The organism is Arthrobacter sp. DualSoilB13 (assembly GCF_055389195.1).
Window position 1 is genome coordinate 3,078,432 of record NZ_AP035865.1, and the last position, 25,340, is coordinate 3,103,771.

The following is a 25,340-nucleotide window of genomic DNA, read 5'->3' on the forward strand; positions in this document are numbered from 1 at the left end:
TGAAACGCCCGGAGGTTGAAGGTCAACAGTGCTTAGCCCTTGACCGCACCCTGGGTCACCCCTGCCATGACCCAGCGCTGGGTGAACAAGTACGCAATGATCGCCGGAGCCATCGCCATCAGGTACGACGCGAATGACACGTGGTAGTTGTTGCTGAATTGGGTCTGGAACAGGTTCTGCCGCACCGGTAGCGTCTGGAGGGACGGGTCCGAGATGATGAGCGAGGGCATCATGAAGTCATTCCACGCGTAGAGGAAGGCGAAGATGCCCACGGTGGCGCTCATCGGCGCCAGCAACGGAAAAATCAGCTTCCAGAAAGTCTGCCACGTAGTTGCGCCGTCAATCCTGGCGCTCTCTTCGAGTTCCATCGGGATGGAGCGCAGGAAGGCAGTGAAGAGCAGGACGCTGAAGCTCAGCTGGAACATGGTGGCAAGCAGGATGACGCCAAACGGATTATCCAAGCCAAGGCGGCCCGTGAGCTGAATCTGCGGCAGCGCAACTACGGGGAACGGAATGAACATTGCTCCCAGAAGGTAGAAGAACGAGTACCTGAACAGCCGACGCTCCCAGTTGCGCACGATCGCGTACGAGGCGAAGGCAGCCAGGACAATGGTGGCCACCACGGTCCCCGCTGTCACCAGCAAAGACATAGCAGCCCCCACCGGGAAGTTGGTCAGGGTCCAGGCTTGGACAAAGCCCTCAATGCTGAACGGGGCGGGAAAGGAGAAGGCGTTGCCGTCCACGGCTTGCCCTTGGGTCTTGAACGCCATGGAGACCGTGACATACAGGGGAAGCAGCACGGTGACCGCGCACAGGATGAGGATGGTGGTTGCCGGCCAGTTCACGCGTTCGACGGCGGACTCGGACCGGCGCCGGCTCTTTCCGGTGGGCTGGGTGGTGGGCTCGGTGATGGCGAGGGTGGCTTGATTGGTCATCAGAGTGCATTCCGTCCGCGAGTCAGCGAAAGCTGTACGAGAGAGATAACAATGGCTACTACGAAGAAGATCGTGGCGTTGGCCATCTGGTAGGCGTAGTCGCCGCCGTTGAAGCCCGAGATGACGGTCATCGCGATGCTTCGGGTGGACGTGCCCGGGCCACCGTTGGTCAGGCCAACAATGATGTCGTAGGCGTTCAGGAAGCCCTTGAATCCCAGGATGATGTTGATGACCACGTAGCCCGACACCAACGGAAGCGTGATCTTGACCAACTGCTGGAACTTGCTGGCTCCATCGATCTCCGCAGCTTCATAGACGTCGCCCGGCACGGCCACCAGTCCTGCGATATAAATCAGCAGTGCACCCGGCACAGCCTGCCAGGCAGTGACCAACACAATGGCTACCCAGGCGAGGTCCGGGTTTGCCAGCAAGCTGTTCTCCAACCAGGGAATCCCGGCAGCGGCACCCAGGGACGGCAGCGAGTTGGAGAACAGGAAGTTGAAGACATAGGCGATGATGATGCCCGAGACCACCATGGGGATGACGAAAATGGTCCGCAGCGCCGATTTCATCCTGATGCGTGAGGTCAGCCCGACGGCCAGGAGGAACGCCACCACGTTCACGGCGATCACGGTGACGATGGAGAACCCGAACGTGAACAGGTAGCTCTGCAGGATGGCGGGATCGCTGAAAATCGCAATGTAGTTGGTCAGGCCGACAAATTCCCAGTCACCGATTCCGATCGAGTTGGTGAAACTGAAGAAGATGCCGATGATTCCCGGAACGGTGATGGCCAACGTGAAGAGGATGAGGCTGGGGACGAGGAAAAAGTAGAAGATCGGCTCGACCCGGCGCTTGCTGCCCTGCTGCTGACGGCCCTGCTTGGCCGAATCCTGCTTCCGGCCGTCCTGCCCGGACGTGGTGGGGGTGGTGATGATGGACATGATGTTGACTCCCTGCTTCAGCGCTACTGGCGGAAAGCCAGCCGCGCCCAATCTGCGTCGAGGGTGCTAAGGGTGGAGGTGGGGCTGGCGCCGAAAACGAGCGCCTGCGTGTAGTTCATGATCGGGATGGTTTTTGGTACCAGCACTGAAGGACCCTGGTAGACCTGGGCTTGCTCGTAGTACCGCACCATTCCTTCAATCCGGGGGTCGGGGACGTTCGCAGAGTCCTTGGTGGGCGTGAAGCCCAGCTGAGATTTGTTGTAGGCATCGATTACTTCGGGCCGGTAAAGGTACTCGAGAAAGTCCTGCGCGGCCTCCTTGTGCTTGGAGGCCTCCGGGATCCATGCCGCGAGATCCACGTTGACGCGCACGCGCAGGTCCTCGGGGTTCTCGGTCATGGGCAGCGGGAAGGTTCCAAGCTTCAGGTCAGGGGCCGTCTTGGCGATCTCGCTGAAGGCCCACGGACCCTGCAGGTACATGGCAGCCTTGCCCTGGGAGAAGGCCAGGTTGCCGTCGCCGTAGGCCCGGCTTGCAGCATCCTTGTTGACGTACTTCGAGGCCAGTTCCAGCATCTTGCCAACAGGCTTTTCAAAGTCTTTCTGGAAGGACACTGCAGATTTTGGCCCCACGTTGGCGCCTTCGGCGGAAAGCTTGTCAAAGAAGTCCAGCGTGTCCACCTGGCCACCCACCGAGTAGTCGAACCAGCCCTGGGCGATGGTCCAGTCGTCCTTCCACGTGGCGTAGAACGGCGTCACTCCAGCGGCTTTGAGTTGCTCGCATGCTGCGGTCAACTCACTCCAGGTGGTGGGCACCTTGATGTTGTTGGCCGCGAAGATTTCCTTGTTGTAGATGACCGAGGAGGCCATGATCGAGTACGGCAGCGCGCTGGTGCGGTCCGGATAGGTCCCGTATTGGTCCATCAACGGCTGGAGATCTTCCCGGATCTTTGACGCCGCTGCCGTACCGGAGAGATCGCTCAAGGCGCCCCGCTGGACAAAGCGTGAGGTTTCCATGTTGTAGTTCGCCAAGGCGATGTCCGGCGGATTTCCCCGAACGAAGCTCGCGGACACCACATCCACCCCCGAGGTGTCCAGGACAACCTCGGTGTCGTTCTGGGAGGCGTTGTAGTCGGCAACGAGCTTGGTCATGAAGCCAATGGCTTCGCGCTTGCTGAACGTGAAGCGGATGGTTTCCTTGCCCGATTCCCCCGTGCAACCGGAGAGGAGACCGGCCAACAGGGCCAGTCCGAGGGTCATCGCCGCAAGGCGCTTCTTACGCGTAGGTTTCACAGACTCCGTGGTCCTTTCGTCGTGCGGACCGCTGTGGCCGCCGTGCCCGGGGAGGTCGCTGCTGACCAGCCCGAGTTTAGATAGGAGATAAATTTATGACCTATCGCTAGTCTGAGTGACGTGCGCCACAGGGTCAAGCTTTTAACGGAATTGCGTCACAATCTAAATTTATGTACTAAATTTAGAGAGATCGTTCCATCGCTCCCGATGGACGCCCAAGAGTTTGGAGTACCCCATGCTGAGCGGGACTGCACCGTCAACCCAACTGGTACGCCGGGTCAACGCCAGCGCAATGCTCAAGGCCATGCGCGGAGCCGGTGTCCTCACCGGAACCGAGTTGATGGACTCCACCGGACTCTCGCGCGCCACTGTCATATCGATCTGCGATGAACTGGTCCGGCTCGGTTGGCTCCAGGAGTTGGAGAACCAACGGGGCACCGGGGACTACGTCAAGGGACGCCCGGCCCGCCGCTTCGTATTCGACGACGACGCGGCCAGCGTCATCGGCATCGACATCGGCGCCACCAAGATCACGGCAATCGTGGCCAACATGGCAGGGGCATCCCTGTCCAGGGTCACCATGCCCTTCCGTGCCTTCAACCTCTCTGCCGATGAACGCGCCGACGTGCTGGACCGCATTGCCGCAGACGCCCTGAAGCAGGCAGGAGTCACTGCGGATTCCGTGCTGGCGGTCGCCGTGGGGGTTGCTGCACCGGTCAGCCGCGACGGCGAAGTCCTCACCGTCCAGGAATTCTGGAGGTCCTTCGACGTCCGCAGGATCGTCGCTGAGCGGCACGGCTGGCATGTCCTCCTGGAAAATGACGCCAACCTGGCCGCCTTGGCCGAACGGTGGCAGGGCACCGCGCAAGGAGTGGACAACCTCGTGGTCATGTTGGCCGGTGACCGCCTGGGCTCGGGCATCCTTGAATCCGGACGCCTGCTCCGCGGCCAGCTCGGAGGCTTCGGTGAACTGGGCTACCTGGACACCGTGGAAGGCGTGGGAGACACCTACGGAATTGCCCACTACGCTGCACGGTGGGGCCGCGAAGCCATGGAAGCCAGCGCCACGACCTCGCTGCACACTCTCTGTGGCGGCCATCCCGAATCCCTAAGCGCCGAGATGGTCTTCGAAGCCGCAGCAGAGGGCGATAACGCCGCGCGAACCGTGCTGGACCGCCTGTCCGAACGCATGGCCCGGGTCATCGGTTCAGTCAGTACGTTGGTGAACCCGGACCTGGTGGTCATAGCCGGGGCCGTGGCGGCCTCGGCCCACACACTGATTCCGGGCATAGAGGAAAAGATGACAGAGTTCACCTTCACTCCCCCGCGCCTGGCAACCTCGCCCCTCGGGGACGGCATTGTCTCCCTCGGCGCAATCCGGCACGCACTGGACTACGTCGAGGAACACGCACTGGATCTCTACCCGGCCTCACTGTCACAGCAAGTGACGGCCAGTTGATTCGCTGAGCCCCGTCCGGTGTCGATCCTAATCCGGCATGGACATGGTCCGCAGGTCCAGCTGCCGGAGGACCCTGTCAGCGACTTCCGGATCGGTGCCTGGCTCATTGCGGGCCGCCACCACTTCCTGGCGGGCTGCGTCCAGGGCGATGGTTTGCACGGCAATGGAGAGTTCCCGTCCACGCTTACGCTTCTCGGCGACGGACTCGTTCTGCAATGTGCCGTCCAACAGCTCAGCGTGAAGGCGGCGCATCTTCTCCTTCACCAAGGTCACCTTCTCGGCCGGGAGTTCCTTCATGAGGTCGTGGTCCTTCAGAGCGGCCACGGCGGCAGACTGTGCACGCTTAGCCAGGACCTTCGCGGCGTCCTGTTCGTGTGATCCGTCCTCGGTCGCATCCAGGACCCGCATGAGCCACGGCAGCGTGAGCCCGGGCAGGACCAGGGTGGCTAGGAGCACCGCGCAGGCGATCACCAGGATCTCGTGGCGGGCCGGGAAGTCGCTGCCGTCCGGCAACGTCATGGGGAGTGCCAGGGCCAGCGCCAGGGTGGCGAGGCCGCGCATGCCGCACCATGTCAGGATCAACACTTCCTTGGGCGAGGTTGGCTGCAACAGGTTTCGGCGCTTTCGAGCGGTGAGGGCGAGTAGACCCAACCACAGGAAGCGCACCACAAACACCAGGACGCAGATCACCACCGCCATGCCGATCATGCCAAAGATAGCCGTGCCTTCATCGCGGATGACGTGACGGATTTCCAGCCCCACCAGCCCAAAAGCCAGCCCGGTTGCCAGCAGCTCCACCACGTCCCAGAAGGCGGTCCGCGTGATGCGTTCGGCGGCATCCTGAGGCCGCGTATGGCGCTGCAGTTCCAAGGCGGTGACGACGACGGCCACCACACCTGAGGCGTGCAGCTCCTCCGCGAGGATGTAGGCGGCGAAGGGAACAACCAGGGTCACGGCACTGCGGGCAACCATGGACGTCACCAACGTAGTGATGAACTTGGTCAGCCAACCCATCGCGACGCCAATCACCACGGCCAGTGCGGCGCCAATGACAAACTGGGGAATGACCTCGGGGCCAACTTCCTTGCCGGACATGGTTGCCGCAACCGCTGCCTGGAAGATCACGATTGCCGCGGCGTCGTTGAAGAGTCCTTCGCTCTGGAGGACAGTGATGAGCCGTCGCGGCATGTGCACACGACCCGCCACGGATTCCACCGCAACGGGGTCCGGAGGGGCCACCATGGCACCCAGCGCAATTGCCGCCGGAATGCCGATACCCGGGATCATCAGCCAGGCAGCACCAGCCACTACTGCAGTGGAGACCACCACCAGGGCCACGGCCAACAGCAGCAGTGTCCGCCAGCGTACGCGAAAAACCGCCCAGGAGCTCTTTTGCGCGGTCGCGAACAACAAGGGCGGAAGGAAGATCGGCAGGATCAGTTCCGGCGAAATCTCAAACTCGGGAAAGCCCGGTATGAAGGTCAGCCCAACGGCCAGGAGCAACATCAACACCGGGTACGGAAGCCGAAGCCTGTCCCCCAAGCCCACTGCCACCACCGTCGCGAGCAGCAACCCGACAATGAGCGCCAACTGATCCATGTTCCTGCTTCCCCAGAGGTTGTAAGGCCCTTCCCCGGGCGAAGCCGAAAAAGGTCCCTACCAACATATCCCGGTGCGCAGGCTCACCCTGTGCGTGGTCCGCGTCTCCAGTGCAGGATCAGTCCTCCGTGAGGGCATCCACCACGTCCTTGGATCCGTCCTTAAAGGCGATGGTCCGGTGGATGGTGCCCGGCAACTCCAGCACCGCCGCAGTGACCAAGGCAACATTGGCCCGTGAGGTCTCCGTGCCGCTACCGGGGTTCTCCGGGTCAGTCTGGATCTGACCCGTGGCCGGCTCGTCGGTCAGGGTTCCAGGGCCCAGGACGGTCCAGTCCAACTCGGTAGCCCGCAGGTAATCGTCGGCCGCCGCTTTGGCCTCGGCATAGGCAAAGAACGGGTTGTCGGCGGGCACACCGTGGTCCTTGGCAGCACCAATATAAGAAACCATCACATACCGTTTAACCCCCGCCTCTGCGGCGGCGTCCATCGACCTGATGGCTGCGTCCCGATCCACGGCATAGGTCCTGTCAGGATTCCCTCCACCGGCTCCTGCTGACCAGACCACGGCATCGTGGCCCTTGAGCGCTTGGGCGAGTTCCGCCGTCGTCGAGTTCTCCACATCCAGCACCTCAGCCGAGGCACCGGTCTCCGTGACATCTGCCACATGGTCGGGATTTCGGATGAAGGATGTGACGTCGTGACCTTCGCCACTAAGAATGCGGGACAGATGCAGGGCCACTTTCCCGTGGCCACCAATGATTGCGATTCGGCTCATGAAACCATTCTGTCCCACTCAACGAAAAAAGACCCCGCAGGCAGAAGCTGCGGGGCCTTGCTCTGTAGCGGTGGGGAGGCTCGATCTCCCGACCTCACGATTATGAGTCGTGCGCTCTAACCAACTGAGCTACACCGCCACGAATGAGAAAAACCTGTGTCAAGCCGGTCAAAACCGCCTTGACACAGGCCCTCATCCAGAGCCCCCCACCGGAATCGATCCGGTGACCTCGTTCTTACCAAGAACGCGCTCTACCACTGAGCTAGGGGGGCAACGAGTAAATACTCTACCGGACGTTTTCAGAAGCTACAAATCGGCGAAAAAACGCGAAAAGACAGCGCCGACACAATTTGCGAAGACGCTCAATCCTTGATCTATTTTCGGCTTCAAACAGGCAAGCTTCAGGGCAACCGGAGCACCTATCCAGGGTAGATCCGGTCCGGATTTGGCACCGTATCCGCGTTGGTGGCAATCAGGGAACCAAGGTCCACCCATACAGCGCGGCGATCCCGTTCATGGTGTCACCCTGCTCCACCACAACCTCAGTGGCCCGCGGCGCCACTGGACCTGGCTGTCCGGCCCCCGTAGCGGCCTCCTGCGCTGCTGCAGCGTCCGCGGCCGCACGGAACCCGCCTCATGGGAAATTCCCGCCGCACACCGGCGCGCAGACACCAGGACCCGGAGGTAAGCGTTAAACACGTCAGGGGGCCGGCTCGATAGCCGACCCCCTGACGGGAACTACTTAGTGTTTACCACTTGCGAAAGTGTTTACCATTTGCCCTTGCGGTTGAAATCGCGGTGTCCGCCTTCGCCGCCACTGCGGGGCTTGCGTGCACCATCACCGTGGCCGCCGAAGCGGGATCCGCTGGCCTGGCCGCGATCGCGGTCGCCGAAGCTGCCTGCGGTCCGCTCGGAGCGGTCGCTGTAGGAGCGGCCACCGCGGTCAGCGGAGGTACGCTCGCCGTCGGACTTACGGAAGTCCTTCTTGAAGCCGCCGGAACCCTTGAAGTTTCCGCCACCGCGGTTTTCGCGGTCGCCGTAGCCACCGCGTCCGCCAGCGCCGCCACCGGAGTAGCCGCCGCGCTCGCTGTTGGGCCTGCGGCCGTTATCCAGCTCGAGGTTGATCAGCTCACCACCGATGCGGGTGCGGGACAATGCACGCAACTGATCGGCGCTCAGGTCTGCCGGGAGCTCCACCAAGGAGTGGTCCGAGCGGATATCGATGCCGCCGATCTGTGCGGAGGAGATGCCGCCTTCGTTGGCAATGGCGCCTACGATCGAACCCGGCATGACACGCTGGCGGCGTCCCACGGAGATACGGTAGGTGGCGTTGCCCTCGGTCAGCGCGCGGGTCGGCCCACGTGAGCCGAAGCCATCCTTGGAGCGCTCACGCTTCTGGTACTCGGGAGCTGCAGGCAGTTCCTTCACCAGCAGAGGCTGTCCACCCTGCGCCATGACGGCCAGGGCTGCGGCGATCTCAGAGGCCGGAACGTTGTGCTCTTCCTCGTAGGAAGATATGAGGTCGCGGAACGCGGCAACGTCTTCGGATGCGAGGGTCTCCGTAATGCGCTCTGCGAACTTGCCCAGACGCAGGGTGTTCACAGTCTCGGCAGTAGGAAGGTGCATCTGCTCAACCGGCTGACGCGTCGCCTTTTCGATGGAACGCAGCAAGTACTTCTCACGCGGCGTCATGAAGAGGATAGCGTCACCCGAACGACCCGCACGGCCCGTGCGGCCGATGCGGTGCACGTAGGACTCGGTGTCGTGAGGGATGTCGTAGTTGATCACGTGGCTGATGCGCTCAACGTCAAGGCCACGGGCGGCGACGTCGGTAGCAACCAGGATGTCAATGCGGCCTTCCTTCAGCGCGTCAACAGTGCGTTCGCGCTGCTGCTGCGGGATGTCGCCGTTGATGGCGGCAGCCTGGAAACCGCGGGACTTCAACTTGTCGGCGAGGTCCTCGGTAGCCATCTTGGTGCGCACGAAGGCGATAACGCCGTCGAACTCTTCAACTTCGAGGATGCGGGTCAGGGCGTCCAGCTTGTGCGGGCCCATGACCTGCAGGTAGCGCTGCTTGGTGTTGGCACCGGTGGTGGTCTTGGACTTCACCGAGATCTCAGCCGGGTTGTTCAGGTACTGCTTGGACATGCGGCGGATCTGGCCCGGCATGGTGGCGGAGAACAACGCAACCTGACGGGTATCAGGGGTCTGCTGGAAGATCTGCTCAACGTCATCGGCAAAGCCCATGCGCAGCATCTCGTCAGCTTCGTCCAGCACCAGGTACTGGAGCTCGGAGAGGTCCAATGAACCCTTGGCGATGTGGTCAATCACGCGGCCGGGGGTGCCGACAACTACCTGTGCACCGCGGCGCAGGCCGGCCAGCTGTGGGCCGTAAGCGGAGCCACCGTACACCGGGAGGACGGTGAAATCGTCAATGTGCTTGGCGTAGGAAGTGAATGCCTCAGCAACCTGGAGGGCCAGTTCACGCGTCGGAGCCAGGACAAGCGCCTGGGTCTTGCGGGACGGGCCGTTGAGGTCGTGGAGTTCAGCCAGGCGGGACAGGGCAGGAACGGCGAATGCCGCGGTCTTGCCGGTACCGGTCTGGGCGAGGCCTACGACGTCGCGGCCTTCGAGCAGCAACGGAATGGTGGCTGCCTGGATGGGGGACGGCTTCTCATAGCCGACATCCTGCAGGGCGGCCAGGACGCGTCCATCGATGCCAAGATCGACGAACTTGACGCCTTCTTCGTCCTCGTCCCCTGCCTTGGGGGCAGGAGCTTCGGTGAAGGCGGGGGCTGCAGTCTCAGCTGCAGGAGTCTCGACGGGGGCAGCGGCAGCAGCCGGTGCTTCAGCTTCGGCGGGTGCGGAGGTCTCAGCTACAGCAGCGGACTCGGCGGTCTGGGCGTCGAAGTTTTCGTTGAGATTTTCGGTCATAGGGGGAAATTCCTCATCCATAGGGCAGTCGGCGCGGCCCGGTTGGGCTTGGCCGCATTACTCGTCGCGAGAAACAGGAAAGGTGCCCTGTTTGTCGCAAGAAGTCCGGCGCTATCGCAATCCCATGGCAGGACTTCCCGCTGCATCTCTTGGCTGCTATCCCAGCAGTCTGTACAGCGTTTTCTTTAGCCGGCTCTCCCTATGAAAATGCCCACACACATTTGCGGGCCCCAACACTTACCAGTCCTGCCTCAAGAATTGGGCAGGATAAAGGGATTTCCGGAGTGGGGGATATTTCAAGTGTAGGGCACGCAGGCCCATCAGCGCGACCCGAGGGAGCACAAGGGCGGGGTGAGCTTGTTCACACCCGGATCTACGGCCACACGGTGGGGACCTAGAGTCCGTTTCTGCGCAGGACCTTTTCGAAGACGGGGTGGTAGTCCTCCTGCAATCGGATCTCGCCGTCGGCATCGGCATCGAGCAGGATCTGGACCAGTTCCGGAGTGGGCTCACTAAACCACTGACCCACGGTAATTCCGTGCCGGGGGACGAAAGTGCGGTGGATGTGATCCCCCGCGGAAATGGTGCCTGTCTTGATCACCCGAAGGTAGGTGCCAACCCGGCCGGCCTGCGTGAAACGCTTCACCCATTGCGGCTCGCCGATCACCCGTTGGAAGGTGGCGCACGGAACCCGTGGTGAGGTGACTTCCAGCTCCACATCCAAACCGATCTTCCAACGTTCGCCAATGACAGCCCCGGTGGTTTCGATGCCGGTGACGCGCAGGTTCTCGCCGAAAATTCCGGCTGGCATCTTCCGCTGCAGCTCACCTGACCAATAGTCAGCATCAGCCTGCGAATACGCGTACAGAGCCTGGTCCTCCCCGCCGTGATCAACCCGGTTTGCCTGCACATCCCCATGCAGTCCGAGTCTGTGGACCTTAACCGGCCCCTCCACGGGGCGCTTGTCCATGCCGGTGACGCCCACGCTCCCCTCGGGGTCGGGCAGCAACTGGTGCACACGGCAGACGGCAAGGAGGGATGCGGTGTTCATGGACAACAGTGTACGGACGCAAGGGGCCAGGATTAAGGATCGAAACGGTAGCCCATGCCCGCTTCCGTGTGAAGGTGCCTGGGTTCGGCAGGATCCCGCTCCAACTTCCGCCGAAGCTGGGCAATATATACGCGCAAATACTGCGTTTCCTTCGCATACGCCTGCCCCCACACCTGGGTGAGGATCTGCTGCTGGCTCACCAGCTTCCCCTTATTACGGACCAGCAGCTCCAGGATGTTCCACTCCGTGGGTGTCAGGCGCACTTCCGCGCCATCCTTGATGATCTTCTTGCCAGCCAGGTCCACCATAAAGTCCGTGGTGGCCAGTGTTGGTTCCTCATGTTCGGTAACAACCCGGCGCGAGGCGACCCGAAGCCGCGCAAGCAGCTCATCCAAACCGAAGGGCTTGGTCACGTAGTCGTCCGCACCGGCGTCGAGCGCTTCTACCTTGTCCTCAGAGGCGTGCCGCGCGGACAGCACAATGATTGGCATGCTGCTCCACCCGCGAATGCGACGAATGATCTCCACTCCGTCCATGTCCGGCAACCCGAGGTCCAGCACCACAATCTCCACTGGTTGCTTGGCCGCAGCCTGCAAGGCCTCGGCACCGGTGCCGACGGTCAGCGCCTGATAGCCGTGCGCTTGGAGGGTCACCTGCATGGCGCGGGCAATACGGGCTTCATCCTCAACAATGAGCACCAGCGTCATTGCGCACCCCCGGTCCATAGCGGCAACGTGACCACCATGGTCAAGCCACCACCCGGCGTCGGCTCCGCAGCCAGCCTGCCGCCCATGGCTTCACTGAAGCCCTTCGCCACTGCAAGGCCCAATCCGATCCCGCCACCGGCGCTGATCCCGCCTGCAGGCGACTGAGGTGGGGAATCACCAAATCGTTGAAACGGCTGGAATATATCCACCACTTCCTTATGCCCCACTCCCCCGCCGTGATCGATGATTCTCAGTTCGCTGGCGGGCCGGTCCCCCAGGGTGATGCCCTCTCCGGCACGCGCCGTGAGGACCACATCGGACTCCGGCGCATACTTCATGGCGTTCTCCACAATGTTGGCCACCACCCGTTCAAGCATCCCGGCGTCGGCCTGCACCGGGGGAAGATTGGGCGGCAATTCATTGCGCAGCCGTTCCCTGGGGACCCCCCGTAGCGCCTGCGGCAACACCTCAGCCCACACAATGCCCGTCAGCAGCGGATTGACCGCGTCAGCCGTAATGCGCGACATGTCCAAGAGGTTGTCCACCAAATGGTCCAAGCGGTCGGCGTACTCTTCGATGGTCTCCAGCAACTCGCGTTCCACGTCGGGAGGAAATGTCACGTCCTCCTGGCGCAGGCTGCTGACAGCGAGCTTAATCCCGGCCAAAGGAGTCCGGAGGTCATGGGAGACGGCGCGCAGGATGGAGGTGCGCATCTTGTTGCTTTCAGCCAACCTCACGTTGTCCCGCCGGCTTTTCACCAACTGTTGCCGATCACGGACAGCCACAACAAAAGCCCCGAAGGCGGCCAGCATCCGTTGCTGATGGGCTGACAACGGTCCGCCCCGCAGCAGCAACGTGTAATGGGGATCGACGACGGCGGCATGGTCTGCGGCGGCATGGGTCACCGGCGGATTCGGGCCGGCACCCGCCAGGACCCGCCACTCCGGCGTCGAACCGGCTGACGCGCCCTGCTGCGATGAACCCAGTAGCGTCACCGCTTCCATTCCCAAATTGCTGCGCACTTTCTCAAGGAAGGACTCCAGGCTCCCATCAGAGCTCAGGATGCGCAGGGCGAGCTCACTCAAGGCCGTGGCCTCTGCCCCAGAGCGGGCTGCCTCCTGCGCCCTGCGGCTGGCAAGGCCCACCGCGAGCGCAACCCCGCAGGCCACCGCAAGGAAAACCACCAACGTAAACAAGGTGGTGGGATCGGCGATGGAGAGGGACCCCACCGGATCCGCGGAGAAGTAGTTAAGGAGGAAGCTGCCCAGCACCGCGGCCACCACCGCCGGCCACAAACCACCAATGGCCGCCACCGCAACAGCTACAGCCAGTTGCAACAGCATGATGATCGCGAAGTTGCGGAAGCCAAGGACAGTGACCATGAGTTCAATGCCTGGCGGCAACACAACAGCCAACACCAGGCCCGTGATCACCCGGGCGGTGCCGATGCCGCGGATCGGCGGGAGCCGCAGCAGCACGCCGTCGTCGCCGTTGCTGTTTGCTTCAGGTCCCGCCATGGCTACATCCTTACATGCTTCCAAACATGGGGACTTATCCCCATTCACGGCCGTCACCCGTGCCTGCGCGGCGCACAGGGACTAGGCTTGCTCTGAGTATTCTGGTCCGGCGTGGCGCCGGACACTTCAACGGTCTATCCAGGGGGATATACATGGGCCCGAATGACAGCCCTGACGCAGCCGGCAACAACGGCGGCAGCAGGGACAACAACGGCGACTTTGCGGCGGGCAACAATCCGCCCAAGCCTCCTCCGTGGCAGGTACCCAAGCCCGAGCTCCACCCTGAGCTGTTCACGCCCGTCGAGAAAGAACCGGCGCAGGGCAGCACCGGCAAGCGCAGGAAAAAGCCCGCCGGGGCACCCCAGCCTGGGGCTGGAGCACCCAAGCCCGGCCAACCCCTCCCCGTAGTTGACCCCTTCGCTAAAGAACGCGAGCGCGGTGAGGCGGAGGCGGCCAAGAAGAAGAAGCGCTCGCATCGCCGCACCCTGGTGGTGGGTCTGGGTGTGACTGCCCTCCTGGCCGGAACCATCACTGCGATTGTGGCCAGCAACAAGGAGGAAGCTGACTACGCGCAGGTCTGTTTCAATGAGGAAACCGGCGAGCGCGTTGATGACAACCAGTGCGACAACAGCAGTTCGGCGGGCCGCAGTTCAGGGGTTTACGCCTGGTACTTCTATTCCCGCGGGGCCAGCGTGCCTGCCGTGGGCCAAAACCGCAGCTCCTACCCGAGCTACACCAAGAATGTGCCCACGGACGCCAAGGCCTCCAAGGGGTACAGCACCAAGGGCGGCACCGTCAGCCGCGGCGGCTTTGGCAGCAGCTCCAAAAGCGGCGGAAGCTCGGGGGGCTAGGCGTGCGTCGACTCCCCTCCGAGCCCAGGCCGGACTGGAAGCAGAAGATCGAAGAACAGGGCCTGGTATTTTCCACTACCACCATGCCCGATGGCCGGAACATCGAGTACTGGAACGAATCGGCCTATTACGAATTCACCGAAGACGAGGTTGAAACCCTCGAGAAAACCGCCGAGGACATGCACATCATGTGCTTGGAGGCGGCGAAGTACCTCGCCACCGGGGCCATGGGCGATATCGGCATCGGGCGGCAGGCTCTGGAATTGGCCGGGGAGTCGCTGCAGGCCGGCGACATGGATATTTACGGTCGCTTCGACTTCATCTATGACGGCAAGGGTGGTCCGGCCAAGATGCTGGAGTACAACGCCGATACCCCTACCGGGCTGATCGAGGCTTCCGTGGCTCAGTGGTTCTGGCTGCAGGACGTCTTCCCGGAGAAGGACCAGTGGAACGGAATCCATGAGGCCCTGATCCGTCAGTGGAAGAAGCTGCAGTTCCGCACCGGCATGAGCACCTTGCATGTTGCCCACTCCGAGGCGGAGGAATCCGGCGAGGACTGGATGACGGCGGCGTACATGCGGGATGTTGCAAGCCAGGGCGGTTGGACCACCATCGGGATCAATATGTCCGATATTGGCTGGGACCCCAACCTGAACCGGTTCGTGGACCTGGACAACTTCATGATCAGCACCATGTTCAAGCTGTACCCGTGGGAACTGATGATGAAGGAACCCTTCGGACACCGTCTCCTTCAGCGCGCCCACAACCCGCGCTGGGTTGAGCCGGCGTGGAAGATGCTGTTGTCCAACAAAGCCCTGCTGGCTGCGCTGTGGCACCTCTACCCCAATCATGAGAACCTGCTGCCTGCCTACCTCGGCGATCCCGGTCCTCTCAAGGAATGGGTGGCCAAGCCGCTGCATGGACGCGAGGGCGATAACATTCGCATTCACGCCCCCGGCATCGAAATCCAACAGCCAGGTGGTTATGGTCGCGAAGGCTGGTGTTTCCAGCAGTACCACTCCCTCCCCGACTTCGACGGCAACCATCCTGTCCTGGGCCTGTGGGTAGTGGATGGCGAATCCGTGGGCTGCGGAATCCGCGAATCAGACGGACCCATCACGGACTATTTCTGCCGCTTTGTCCCCAATACCATTGACGCCCCGGCGCCCATCGCGCCCCCTGCTACTGCCTACGGAGCTGCACTATGAGCACAGAAACCTCGACGCCGGGTGGCGGCTCAGCGGGCGGCGACCGCACCGCCGTCGTACCTTCCAAAGGCCTCCACGCCGGGATCCTGGACCTGGGCGACTCCGTCATGCTGGGCCTCGCCTCCACCGCGCCCGTCTACTCGCTTGCGGCAACGCTGGGACTCATTGTTGCAGTCAACGGCAACTACACTCCCCTGATCCTGATCCTCGGCTTCATCCCCGTGCTGTTCATTGCCTACGCTTTCCGTGAGCTCAACAGCGCCATGCCGGATTGCGGTACTACGTTCTTCTGGGCCCGCAAAGCCTTCGGTCCGTGGGCTGGCTGGCTGGGCGGCTGGGGCGTGGCCCTGGCAGGTGTGGTGGTGCTGGCCAACCTGGCGCAAATCGCGGGCAAGTACGTGTGGCTGCTGATCGGCGACGGTTCACTGGCCGATAACACCTGGCTGGTCACTGCCACCGGTGTGCTGTTCATTGTGTTCATGACGTACGTGAACCACCGCGGCATCCGTTTGGGCGAGCATGTCCAGCGAACACTGACCTACATTCAGTACATTTCGCTGGGCATCTTTGCGGTGGCCATTGTTTTCCGGATCGCAGGCGGTGCGCCTGAAGGGCAGGCCTTCGACTTTGAGTGGTTCAATCCTGCCGGCGCCTTTGCAGATCCCGGCGCCGTGGTTCATGGTGTCCTGCTGGCTTTGTTCATTTATTGGGGCTGGGACACGTGCCTGGCGCTGAATGAGGAGACGGAAAACCCTGCCAAGACCCCCGGCCGTGGCGCCGTTCTCTCCGCCACAGTCCTTCTGGCGATTTACGTTTCCGTGGCCCTCCTGGTGATGATGTACGCCACGATCGGTACCGACGGCATCGGACTGGGCAACGAGGCAAACCAGGACGACGTCTTCCTGGCCATGAAAGACGTTGTGCTGGGTCCTTGGGGCTGGCTGATCATTGTGGCTGTGCTTGCCTCAGTCCTGTCCTCCACGCAGACCACCATCCTGCCCACCGCCCGCGGAACCCTGTCCATGGGTGTCCACGGCGCGCTTCCTCCTCGGTTCGGCAAGGTCCACGAGCGCTTCATGACTCCGGGCTTCTCCACTCAGGTGATGGGTGCGGTGGCTGTGGTGTACTACGTTGCCATGAGCTTCCTGAGTGAAAACCTGCTCTCGGACTCCATCAGTGCTATCAGTTTGTTCATTGCGTTTTACTATTCGCTGACTGGTTTCTCCTGTTTATGGTTCTTCCGCTCCACGCTCCGGGATTCGGCCAGGAACCTGTGGTTCCGCGGCATCCTGCCGTTCCTTGGTGCACTATCCCTTGCTGCGGCTTTCTTCATCTCCGCAGTGCAGATGTGGGACCCGGCCTACGGCGACACGCAGATCTTCGGCATCGGCGGGGCGTTCGTCAGCGGCGTACTGTTGTTGGCCCTAGGCGTTGTGTTGGCGGTCGTCTGCCGCTTCGCACCCTCCACCCGGGGTTACTTCACCGGTGAGCGCGCCGAGGTGGGTGTGGTCCGCGGCGAGTAGGCTGCGTTCCTCCCCAGTTAGTCTCCCGAAAGGGCCGGAAACACCCTGCGACACGGGCGTTTCCGGCCCTTCTTTCGTTGAACCGGGGAACTAACCGGGGAGGAACGCAGCGTTGGCCGCTTAAGATGCTGGAATGAGCGATTCAACGACGAACACCTCCGACGTCCTTGCCCTCGATTCCCTGCTGACGGCAGACGAGCTGGCCCTCCGCGAGCGGGTCCGCGACTTCACCGCACAGCGGATCCGCCCCAACATCGCACGCTGGTACGAGGACGCTCATTTCCCCCGCGGGATCGCAACGGAGCTGGGTGAGCTCGGTGTTCTGGGAATGCACCTGGACGGTTACGGCTGCCCCGGCCGGACCGCCGTCGAATATGGCCTCGCCGCGATGGAACTTGAGGCCGGCGATTCGGGGATCCGCACGTTCGTCTCGGTCCAGGGCTCCCTTGCCATGACGGCCATCCATAAATGGGGCTCGGAGGAACAGAAAGAGCAATGGCTTCCTCGAATGGCCGCCGGGGAGCTGATCGGCTGTTTCGCGCTGACCGAGCCGACTGCCGGTTCTGATCCGTCATCCATGACCACTTTTGCCCGCCAAACAGCAGACGGTTGGGTCCTGGATGGTGCCAAACGCTGGATCGGCCTCGCGACCATTGCAGACGTCATGGTGGTATGGGCGAACACTGAAGACGGCATCCGAGGGTTCCTGGTTCCCGCCGGGACCTCCGGTGTGAGCGCTACGCCGATTGAGCCGAAGCTCTCCATGCGCGCTTCCATTCAGTGCGATGTAAAGTTCGACGGCGTGAGGCTGAGTCCTGAAGCCATCCTCCCGGGTGCCTCGGGACTTCGGGGACCATTTTCATGCCTGAATGAGGCGCGATACGGGATCGCATGGGGTGCCATGGGAGCGGCCCGGGACTGCTACGAAGCTGCGTTGGATTATGCCGGCAATCGCCTCCAATTTGGTCGGCCGCTGGCGGGCTACCAGCTGACGCAGGAGAAACTTGTGAACATGCTGGTGGAAATCCAGAAGGGCACCATGCTGGCCCTTCATTTGGGCCGCTTGAAGGACACCGGCCATCTTCAGCCCCAGCAGATTTCTTTGGGCAAGCTGAATAACGTCCGCGAGGCCATCAAGATCGCCCGGGAGGCTCGGAGGATCCTGGGCGGCAACGGCGTCACCTTGGACTACTCACCGCTGCGGCACGCCAACAACCTGGAGTCGGTGCGGACCTATGAGGGAACTGATGAGGTCCACACCCTGATCCTGGGTCAGCACATCACGGGCATCGGAGCTTTCCGTGGCTAGCGCACCCAACTGAGTCGCAGTAGAGCGCGTTTTGAGCCGGCCTCATAAGGCGCACTACTGCGACTCAGTTGGGGTTGGGTTCGGGGTTGGGTTGGGATCGGATTTGGGTTCGGGGAGGACCAGAAGTTTGAAGTAGCCGCGGAGCCCCTTGACCACGTCCACGTCGTCGGGGGCCAGCAGCCACTGTGTTTGGAGCCCGTCCCACAGTGCAACCAAGGACATTGCAGCTTCATCAGGATCGACGCCGGCCCTCAACCTGCCTTCTGCAGCCAGCTCGGCGAAGCGCCGTGCATAGCTTTTCCTCAGCCGATCGAAGCGCTCGGTGAAGTAAACGCGCCCTGGATGCGAATCGGTAACGGACTCCGCGCACAGAATGGTGTACAGCTCAACCAGGCCCGGAATGTTCTCGTTGAACAGCGCCGTCCGGAGTACTGAATCGACCAGGCCCTCTTCCATGTCATCAGGGAAGGCATCGCCGGTGATTTCGTCGCGTCGCTCCAGGACTGCCATCAGGAGATCACGCTTGGACGGGAAATAGTGCAGCAGGCTGGTTTGGCTCAGCCCCACCCGGTCGGCAACGTCCTGCAGTGACCCGCCCCGGTAGCCGTGGGCAGCGAACACCTCATGGGCGGCATCAAGAATGGTCCGGCGCCGTTCTTCGGATTTTGCGTAGGGGCCCCGCCGCGCTGCTCGGCCCACGTCCTTTGTGGTCATGGCTAGCCAGTGTACATGTGTGTTTCGACTCAAAAATGAAATTCGAGTGACTACTCGAATTTTCTGTTACCGTAGTCACACTTGCCGCGGCGGACTGAAGGAATTCCCAGCCGCGTCATCGTCAACCTGACACGAAGAGGTGAAGGCTCGTGACCCGATTCACGCGAAGACAACTCCTGGGCGCAGGCCTGGGAACAGCAGCCATGGGCTTGCTGAGCGGGTGCGCTACTCCAGGAACGCAGTCCGTCAACGCCGCACCAACCATCCCCGCCGCCGGGGAGCCCGTGCGGCTGACCTACTGGGCTTGGCTTAAGGACTTCCAAAACGTCGCTGATGTCTGGAATGCGTCCAATCCCAACATCCAAGTGGATGTGGTGTGGATCCCGGGCGGCAACGCAGGCGGGTACCAGAAGCTGTACTCAGCCCTGGCCGCTGGCGGCGGACCTGACCTGGCTCAGGTGGAACTACGGTCCATCCCGGAGTTCATGCTGGTGAACGGACTGGTTGACCTGAACCGCTATGGCGCCAAGGAACACGAACACTTGTACGACCCCACCCTGTGGAAGCAAGTCAGCTACACCGGGGGCGTTTACGGCATCCCCCAGGACGCCGGCCCCATGGGCATGTTCTACCAGCCCGCCATCCTGGACAAGGTGGGGGGCAGCGCCCCGAAGACCTGGGACGAGTGGGCTGCCTTAGCCGCCGAACTTCGCTCCGTGGACAGTTACTTGGACTGCTTCCCCATCAGCGATGCCTCTCCCTTCGCGTCCTTCGCGGGGCAGGCCGGCGCCCAGTGGCTGCGACCGGAAGAGGATGGCTGGGTCATCAACATGACCGACGACGCCACGCTCAACACCGCGCGTTTCTTCGACAAAGCGATCGACGACGACCTCGTCACCACCGCGTACGGCGCCTTCTCCCCGGGTTGGTTTGCGGCCGCCGGCAAGGGTGGCATTGCCTCCACCATCACCGGCAGCTGGGGCGATGCTTTGGTGCAGGGCGTCAGTGGCTCCGAAGGTAAGTGGCGCGTCGCGCCGATGCCCACGTGGGGCGACACCGGCTTTGGCTCCAGCTACCTGGGTGGCTCTACGGCGGCGGTGTTGGCCAACAGCAAACACCCCAAGGAAGCACTCGAGTTTGCGGTGTGGCTGACCACGTCCAAAGAGGGAATCGACGCCGAGATCAAGCACAGCGGCATCGGCTGGTCACCCAACCCCGACTTTATTGGCACGGATCGGCAGCAGCCCTCGGCGTTCTTCGGTGGCCAACGCTATAACGAGGAAGTCTTTGTTCCCGCCGCCCAACAGCAGAACCCGGACTGGTCCTGGTGGCCGGTGACCCAGCAGTCGTTCAACATCCTCAGCGACGGCTTCCGCAAAAAGGCTTTCGGTACCTCATTGGTCGATTCAATCGCAGCTTCCGAGCAGCAGATCATCACCGTTTTCAAGAACAAGGGCCTCAGCATTCGGAAGGAAACGGCATGACCACCACCCGCACCGCATCTACAGTGCAGCGCCCCGCCGCCACGGCACCAAACCGTCCGGGCAAGCGGGCCGGCGCTGCTGCACGCGCCCCTTGGCTTCTGCTGGCTCCGTTCCTGGGGCTCTTTGTCCTCACCTTCCTGCTGCCCATTGTTGTGGCCATCATGTCCAGCTTTACCAAGGTGACCCGCAGCGGGCTCTTCGGTGAAGCCGGCGTGACCAGTGAGTTCGCCGGCTTCAGCAATTACGCCCAGGCTCTGGCCGACGGCAGCTTTGTGGCGTCCATTGGCCGAATGCTGCTCTTTGGTATCGTCCAGGTTCCCGTGATGATCGTCCTGTGCACGGCGTTGGCTCTCATGCTCGAGTCAGCATCGGCAAAGTGGCCTGGCTTCTTCCGTGCCGCCTACTTCCTCCCCTACGGTGTACCGGGCGTCATCGCCACCATCCTCTGGTCCTTCCTGTACGTGCCCGGGCTCAGCCCGCTGTTTGACGCAGCCAAGATCGTTGGCTTGACTCCCGATTTCCTGGGCGCCAACAGCGTCCTGTGGTCCATTGCCAACATCGTCACGTGGAGCTACACGGGCTACAACATGCTGATCATCGTGGCGCAGCTCAAGGCCATCCCGGTGGAACTCTATGAGGCAGCCAAGGTGGACGGCGCTTCCACGTGGCGTGTTGCCCGGAGCATCCAACTCCCCTTGATCCGCCCCGCACTGATGCTCACCACGGTGTTTTCCATCATCGGAACGCTGCAACTGTTCGCTGAAGCGCAGGTCCTCAAGACCGTTGCTCCGGCCATCGACAGCCAATACACGCCCAATCTCAGCGCGTACACCACCGCGTTCGCCTACAACGACTACAACGTCGCTGCAGCCCAGTCGGTCATCATCGCCGTGGCCGCATTCGCCCTTTCCTTCGCTTTCCTCGCACTGACGAACAGGAAGTCCTCATGACCTCCACAGCAACGAAGCCCGCCACTCCCGCCATCCGCAGCAAGACATCGGCGGGTCCGGACCGTTCGGCCGGACGACGGCGGTCATCCACCATCATTGTCACCGCACTTTTGGTGGTGGTGGCCTTGTACTTCCTGATTCCCGTGTATTGGGTGTTCGTGGCCTCCACGAAATCCACGGAAGACCTCTTCTCCACCAATGGCTTCTGGTTCGCGCCCACTTTCTCTCTGTGGGAAAATATCGGCCGTGTGGTCAGCTACGACAACGGCATTTTTGGCCGCTGGTTCCTGAACTCGGCCATCTACGCAGGTGTCGGCGCGCTCCTGGCCACATACTTTGCCGCAGCAGGCGGCTATGCCTTGGCCAAGTACCAGTTCAAGGGACGCAACCTGGTGTTCGGCACCATCCTTGGCGGCGTCCTGGTTCCGGGTACTGCCACTGCCCTGCCGCTCTTCCTGCTGTTCAGCCAGATGGGCCTGGCCAACACGTACTGGAGCGTCCTGCTGCCCTCCCTGGTTTCACCATTTGGCCTGTTCCTCTGCCGGATCTACGCCCAAGCCACAGTGGATACCTCGCTGATTGAGGCCGCACGGATCGACGGCGCGGGCGAGCTCCGCATCTTCCACACCATTGGGCTCAAGGTACTGACGCCGGCCTTGGTCACCGTGTTCCTGTTCCAACTGGTGGGCATCTGGAACAACTACTTCCTGCCTTTGGTCATGCTGTCCGATTCCGAGCTTTACCCCATCACGCTGGGCCTGAACAACTGGTTGAGCCAGGTTGACCGTTTGCCCGAATTCTATGAACTGACCACGGGCGGGGTGCTGCTTTCCATCATTCCTCTCAGCATCGCCATGGTTGTCCTGCAGCGCTTCTGGCGCGGCGGACTGACAGAAGGAGCCGTTAAGTAATGACCACGTCATTGGACGCCAGCTACATCACTGACACCGGTCCGGGATCCGGCAAGAGACTCCCTGCCCGTTCCTGGCTGCACACCGACGCACCCACCATCTCCCTGAACGGGACGTGGCGTTTCCGGCTTCTCCCGGGGGCTCCCGGAACCCCGGGCGGCCGAGGTGTCCTCCCCGCCGGCGAACCCACTGAAGGCGTCGCCGAGGAAGCCCTGGATGACTCCACTTGGGACCAGATCCCGGTTCCCGCGCACTGGGTCCTGGAAGGCGATGGCCGTTATGGACGGCCCATCTACACCAACGTCCAGTTTCCTTTCCCTACCGATGCACCCCATGTCCCGGATGAGAACCCCACCGGGGATTACCGCCGAAGCTTCGAACTGCCCGCCGACTGGAAGGACACCGAACGCCTTGTTCTGAGGTTCGACGGCGTCGAATCCCGTTACAAGGTGTGGCTCAACGGCAGCGAGATCGGTGTGGGCACCGGCAGCCGGCTCGCCCAGGAATTCGACGTCACCGAGGCAGCACGCCCCGGACAGAACGTCCTGGCTGTGCGGGTCCATCAATGGTCTGCGTCCAGCTACGTGGAGGACCAGGACCAGTGGTGGATGCCGGGCATCTTCCGCGATGTCACCCTCCAGGCCCGCCCTGCGAAGGGCATCGACGACGTCTGGTTGCGCACGTCTTATGCCAACAACGCGGGCGTCATCGACCCCGAAATCACGGCTGACAACGCCGCCTACCCGGTGCGGCTGTCCGTACCCGAGCTGGACGTCGACGTCGTCTGGAACTCCCCTGCCGACGTCACCCCGGTGGCAATTGCCGCCGTCGAGCCCTGGTCCGCAGAGGTTCCGCGCCTCTACAACGCCACCGTGTCCAGCGATGGGGAAACCATTTCGCTGCGCCTGGGATTCCGGACCGTGGAGATCAAGGGCGACCGGTTCCTGGTGAACGGCAAGCGCGTGGTGTTCCATGGCGTCAACAGGCATGAGACCCACCCTGACCGCGGCCGCGTGTTTGACGAGGACTTTGCCCGCCAGGACCTTGCCTTGATGAAGAAGTTCAACGTCAACGCCATCCGCACCAGCCACTACCCGCCGCATCCCCGCCTGTTGGACATCGCGGACGAGATGGGCTTCTGGGTGATCCTCGAATGCGATCTTGAAACCCACGGCTTTGAACGGCACGGCTGGGTGGGTAACCCCAGCGATGATCCCGCGTGGCGTGAAGCGTACCTGGACCGCATGGAACGGACCGTGGAGCGGGACAAGAACCACCCCTCGATCGTCATGTGGTCCCTGGGCAACGAGTCGGGCAGCGGCTCCAACCTGGCCGCGATGTCCGCATGGACGCATGCCCGGGACACTGGCCGCCCCGTCCACTACGAAGGCGACTACACCGGCGCTTATACCGACGTCTATTCCCGGATGTACTCCTCCGTGCCGGAAACCGAAGCGATCGGCCGGGACGATTCCGGCTCGCTGCTCCTGGGATGTTCCGCGGCGGAGTCCGCACGCCAGCGCACCAAACCGTTCATTCTCTGCGAATACGTCCATGCCATGGGCAACGGACCCGGCGCAATCGACCAGTACGAGGACCTGGTGGACCGCTACCCGCGGCTGCATGGCGGCTTTGTCTGGGAATGGCGGGACCACGGTATCCGCACCACGGACGCCAACGGCACCGAGTTCTTTGCCTACGGCGGGGACTTCGGCGAAGTGGTCCACGACGGCAACTTTGTGATGGACGGCATGGTCCTCTCCGACTCCACGCCCAGCCCCGGTCTCTTTGAGTACAAACAGATCGTCGCGCCCCTGCGCCTGGGTTTCAGCACGGAAACGCACGACGGCGGCACGCGCCGTTCCGTTTCCGTTGCCAACCTGCGGCACACCGCTGATGCGTCCGACGTCGCCCTTCGCTGGCGCACCGAAGTGGACGGCGAGGTGACCGCGTCCGGTGAGCTCGACGTCGTCACCTCGGCCGGCGTCCCCCTCCCCGCGGGGAATTCGGCGCTGATTGAGTTGCCGGAGTTCGCATCCATGGACTCGGGAGAGTGCTGGCTGACTGTGGAGTCGGTCCTTCGCAAGGACACAGCGTGGGCCGAGGCCGGGCACGTGATCTCCGCTGCGCAGCTCCAACTCTCAGACGCTGCGCCTCGTCTGAGCGTCCCGCGCCCTCAGTCTTCGGCCAACCGTGCCGTCCACGGAGTGGCGGGTACGGTTGCGCTGGGGCCCGGGGTCTTTGACGACGGCCGGCTGGTCTCGCTGGCCGGACTGCCGGTGTCCGGGCCGCGCCTGGAATTGTGGCGGGCTCCCACCGATAACGACGCCGGCGCCGGCCGGGGCAGCTACGACCTCGCCGATCCGTGGCTCAACAACGGCGACGGTGTTCCGGCCCCGTCATCCGAGAGCATCTGGCGTGCCGCCGGTCTTGAACGGTTGACGGCCAGGGTGGAGAAGGTCTCGGCCACCGGATCGGGCGTCTCCGTCCGTACCCGCTACGCTGCAGCCGATGCCGCACATTGGGTCTCTGTGGAGGAGAACTGGCAACTGTCCGATGGCGAGCTGTGGCTCCGTCTGGACATTGTTCCCAGCTCGGGGTGGGACATCATCTGGCCGAGGGTGGGGGTCCGCTTTGACCTACCCGGGTCAGTGGATGGTGCGTCGTGGTTCGGCGCCGGCCCCCGTGAGTCCTACCCGGACAGCATGCATGCAACGCTTGTGGGCCGCTACTCGGCGGGCATCGACGAGCTTTCGGTGAACTACGCCAAACCGCAGGAAACGGGACACCGGAGTGCGGTTCGCGCGCTGGACCTGCAGAACTCCGGAGAACCCTGGCTGGGGTTCAGCGCTATCCCTGATTCCCGTGGGCGCCTGCCCGGTTTCACGCTCTCACGGCACACGGCGCAGGAGATTTCCGCCGCAGCCCACCCGCACGAGTTGCCGGCAAGCAAGGGCAGCTACTTGTACCTCGATGCCGCCCAGCACGGGCTCGGGTCCAGGGCGTGCGGTCCGGACGTCTGGCCGGACCACGCACTGCGTCCGGAAGCACGGACGCTGACGTTCCGGATCACCGAAGCGGGCTAGCTCCCCCCGTTGCGGGGCCCGCTCTGCATGCTTCCGGGCACGAATAGCGCGCAGAGCGGGCCCCACAACACCACCCCCGTGCGTTGCGGGGCCC

19 protein-coding genes and 2 tRNA genes are annotated in these 25,340 nt (G+C 62.7%); 9 read left to right on the forward strand and 12 right to left on the reverse strand.

The window, feature by feature from the left end; genetic code table 11:
- Positions 1–32: 32 nt before the first annotated feature.
- Genes ACZ5J0_RS14210 through ACZ5J0_RS14220 form a run of 3 tightly spaced genes read right to left on the reverse strand, consistent with a single transcriptional unit; the run spans position 33 to position 3,135 of the window.
- A complete protein-coding gene (locus tag ACZ5J0_RS14210) occupies positions 33–935 on the reverse strand; it encodes a carbohydrate ABC transporter permease (protein WP_160147637.1) in 903 nt (300 codons plus the stop codon).
- Complete coding sequence (locus ACZ5J0_RS14215) at positions 935–1,879, reverse strand: carbohydrate ABC transporter permease (protein ID WP_142938315.1); 945 nt, start codon at positions 1,877–1,879, stop codon at positions 935–937. The genes ACZ5J0_RS14210 and ACZ5J0_RS14215 overlap by 1 nt, the downstream gene beginning before the upstream one ends.
- Positions 1,880–1,902: 23 nt before the next feature.
- Positions 1,903–3,135 (reverse strand): ABC transporter substrate-binding protein, encoded by a 1,233-nt coding sequence (locus tag ACZ5J0_RS14220; RefSeq protein ID WP_142938353.1) that lies wholly within the window; start codon positions 3,133–3,135, stop codon positions 1,903–1,905.
- Positions 3,136–3,403: 268 nt separating this feature from the next.
- Between ACZ5J0_RS14220 and ACZ5J0_RS14225 the strand changes: the two genes are divergently transcribed.
- Positions 3,404–4,627: an ROK family protein gene (locus ACZ5J0_RS14225; RefSeq protein ID WP_464093327.1), complete on the forward strand. Its 1,224-nt coding sequence runs from the start codon at positions 3,404–3,406 to the stop codon at positions 4,625–4,627.
- A 27-nt stretch (positions 4,628–4,654) separates the two neighbouring features.
- Here ACZ5J0_RS14225 and ACZ5J0_RS14230 read toward each other — a convergent pair whose 3' ends face one another.
- From ACZ5J0_RS14230 to ACZ5J0_RS14265, 8 genes are all read right to left on the reverse strand, one after another.
- Positions 4,655–6,226, reverse strand: a complete 1,572-nt coding sequence (locus ACZ5J0_RS14230; RefSeq protein ID WP_166839862.1) for a Na+/H+ antiporter — start codon at positions 6,224–6,226, stop codon at positions 4,655–4,657.
- Between the two features lie 118 nt (positions 6,227–6,344).
- The gene (locus tag ACZ5J0_RS14235) at positions 6,345–7,001 is read right to left on the reverse strand and encodes an NAD(P)-dependent oxidoreductase (protein WP_142938312.1); all 657 of its coding nucleotides are present in this window, start codon (positions 6,999–7,001) and stop codon (positions 6,345–6,347) included.
- 65 nt (positions 7,002–7,066) lie between these two features.
- Positions 7,067–7,140, reverse strand: a tRNA-Met gene (locus tag ACZ5J0_RS14240).
- A gap of 61 nt (positions 7,141–7,201) precedes the next feature.
- A tRNA-Thr gene (locus ACZ5J0_RS14245) sits at positions 7,202–7,273 on the reverse strand.
- A gap of 496 nt (positions 7,274–7,769) precedes the next feature.
- Entirely contained in the window at positions 7,770–9,935 is a 2,166-nt protein-coding gene (locus ACZ5J0_RS14250; protein WP_250820108.1) for a DEAD/DEAH box helicase, read from the reverse strand.
- A 394-nt stretch (positions 9,936–10,329) separates the two neighbouring features.
- Positions 10,330–10,986 (reverse strand): MOSC domain-containing protein, encoded by a 657-nt coding sequence (locus ACZ5J0_RS14255; RefSeq protein ID WP_464093328.1) that lies wholly within the window; start codon positions 10,984–10,986, stop codon positions 10,330–10,332.
- Positions 10,987–11,018: 32 nt separating this feature from the next.
- Positions 11,019–11,693, reverse strand: a complete 675-nt coding sequence (locus ACZ5J0_RS14260) for a response regulator (RefSeq protein WP_166839860.1) — start codon at positions 11,691–11,693, stop codon at positions 11,019–11,021.
- A complete protein-coding gene (locus ACZ5J0_RS14265; RefSeq protein WP_464093329.1) occupies positions 11,690–13,210 on the reverse strand; it encodes a sensor histidine kinase in 1,521 nt (506 codons plus the stop codon). Before ACZ5J0_RS14265 ends, ACZ5J0_RS14260 begins: the two co-directional genes overlap by 4 nt.
- Positions 13,211–13,362: 152 nt before the next feature.
- Here ACZ5J0_RS14265 and ACZ5J0_RS14270 point away from each other — a divergent pair, with 152 nt between their 5' ends.
- The 4 genes from ACZ5J0_RS14270 to ACZ5J0_RS14285 all read left to right on the forward strand — a co-directional run bounded on the left by ACZ5J0_RS14270 (position 13,363) and on the right by ACZ5J0_RS14285 (position 18,101).
- A complete protein-coding gene (locus ACZ5J0_RS14270; RefSeq protein ID WP_142938307.1) occupies positions 13,363–14,061 on the forward strand; it encodes a Tat pathway signal protein in 699 nt (232 codons plus the stop codon).
- A gap of 2 nt (positions 14,062–14,063) precedes the next feature.
- Positions 14,064–15,269: a glutathionylspermidine synthase family protein gene (locus tag ACZ5J0_RS14275; protein WP_166839854.1), complete on the forward strand. Its 1,206-nt coding sequence runs from the start codon at positions 14,064–14,066 to the stop codon at positions 15,267–15,269.
- Positions 15,266–16,792 carry an APC family permease gene (locus tag ACZ5J0_RS14280; protein ID WP_464093330.1) on the forward strand — a complete coding sequence of 509 codons (1,527 nt, stop codon included), beginning with the start codon at positions 15,266–15,268 and terminating at the stop codon, positions 16,790–16,792. The genes ACZ5J0_RS14275 and ACZ5J0_RS14280 overlap by 4 nt, the downstream gene beginning before the upstream one ends.
- A gap of 133 nt (positions 16,793–16,925) precedes the next feature.
- Positions 16,926–18,101 (forward strand): acyl-CoA dehydrogenase family protein, encoded by a 1,176-nt coding sequence (locus ACZ5J0_RS14285; protein ID WP_464093331.1) that lies wholly within the window; start codon positions 16,926–16,928, stop codon positions 18,099–18,101.
- Positions 18,102–18,155: 54 nt separating this feature from the next.
- Here the strand turns inward: ACZ5J0_RS14285 and ACZ5J0_RS14290 are convergent, their stop codons facing one another.
- A complete protein-coding gene (locus ACZ5J0_RS14290; protein ID WP_464093332.1) occupies positions 18,156–18,815 on the reverse strand; it encodes a TetR/AcrR family transcriptional regulator in 660 nt (219 codons plus the stop codon).
- Between the two features lie 149 nt (positions 18,816–18,964).
- Between ACZ5J0_RS14290 and ACZ5J0_RS14295 the strand changes: the two genes are divergently transcribed.
- The 4 genes from ACZ5J0_RS14295 to ACZ5J0_RS14310 are packed head-to-tail and all read left to right on the forward strand — an operon-like array spanning position 18,965 to position 25,246.
- Complete coding sequence (locus tag ACZ5J0_RS14295; protein WP_142938302.1) at positions 18,965–20,299, forward strand: ABC transporter substrate-binding protein; 1,335 nt, start codon at positions 18,965–18,967, stop codon at positions 20,297–20,299.
- Positions 20,296–21,249: a carbohydrate ABC transporter permease gene (locus ACZ5J0_RS14300; protein ID WP_223940677.1), complete on the forward strand. Its 954-nt coding sequence runs from the start codon at positions 20,296–20,298 to the stop codon at positions 21,247–21,249. The genes ACZ5J0_RS14295 and ACZ5J0_RS14300 overlap by 4 nt, the downstream gene beginning before the upstream one ends.
- Positions 21,246–22,160 (forward strand): carbohydrate ABC transporter permease, encoded by a 915-nt coding sequence (locus ACZ5J0_RS14305; RefSeq protein ID WP_142938300.1) that lies wholly within the window; start codon positions 21,246–21,248, stop codon positions 22,158–22,160. The genes ACZ5J0_RS14300 and ACZ5J0_RS14305 overlap by 4 nt, the downstream gene beginning before the upstream one ends.
- A complete protein-coding gene (locus tag ACZ5J0_RS14310) occupies positions 22,160–25,246 on the forward strand; it encodes a glycoside hydrolase family 2 TIM barrel-domain containing protein (RefSeq protein ID WP_464093333.1) in 3,087 nt (1,028 codons plus the stop codon). Before ACZ5J0_RS14305 ends, ACZ5J0_RS14310 begins: the two co-directional genes overlap by 1 nt.
- Positions 25,247–25,340: the final 94 nt, after the last annotated feature.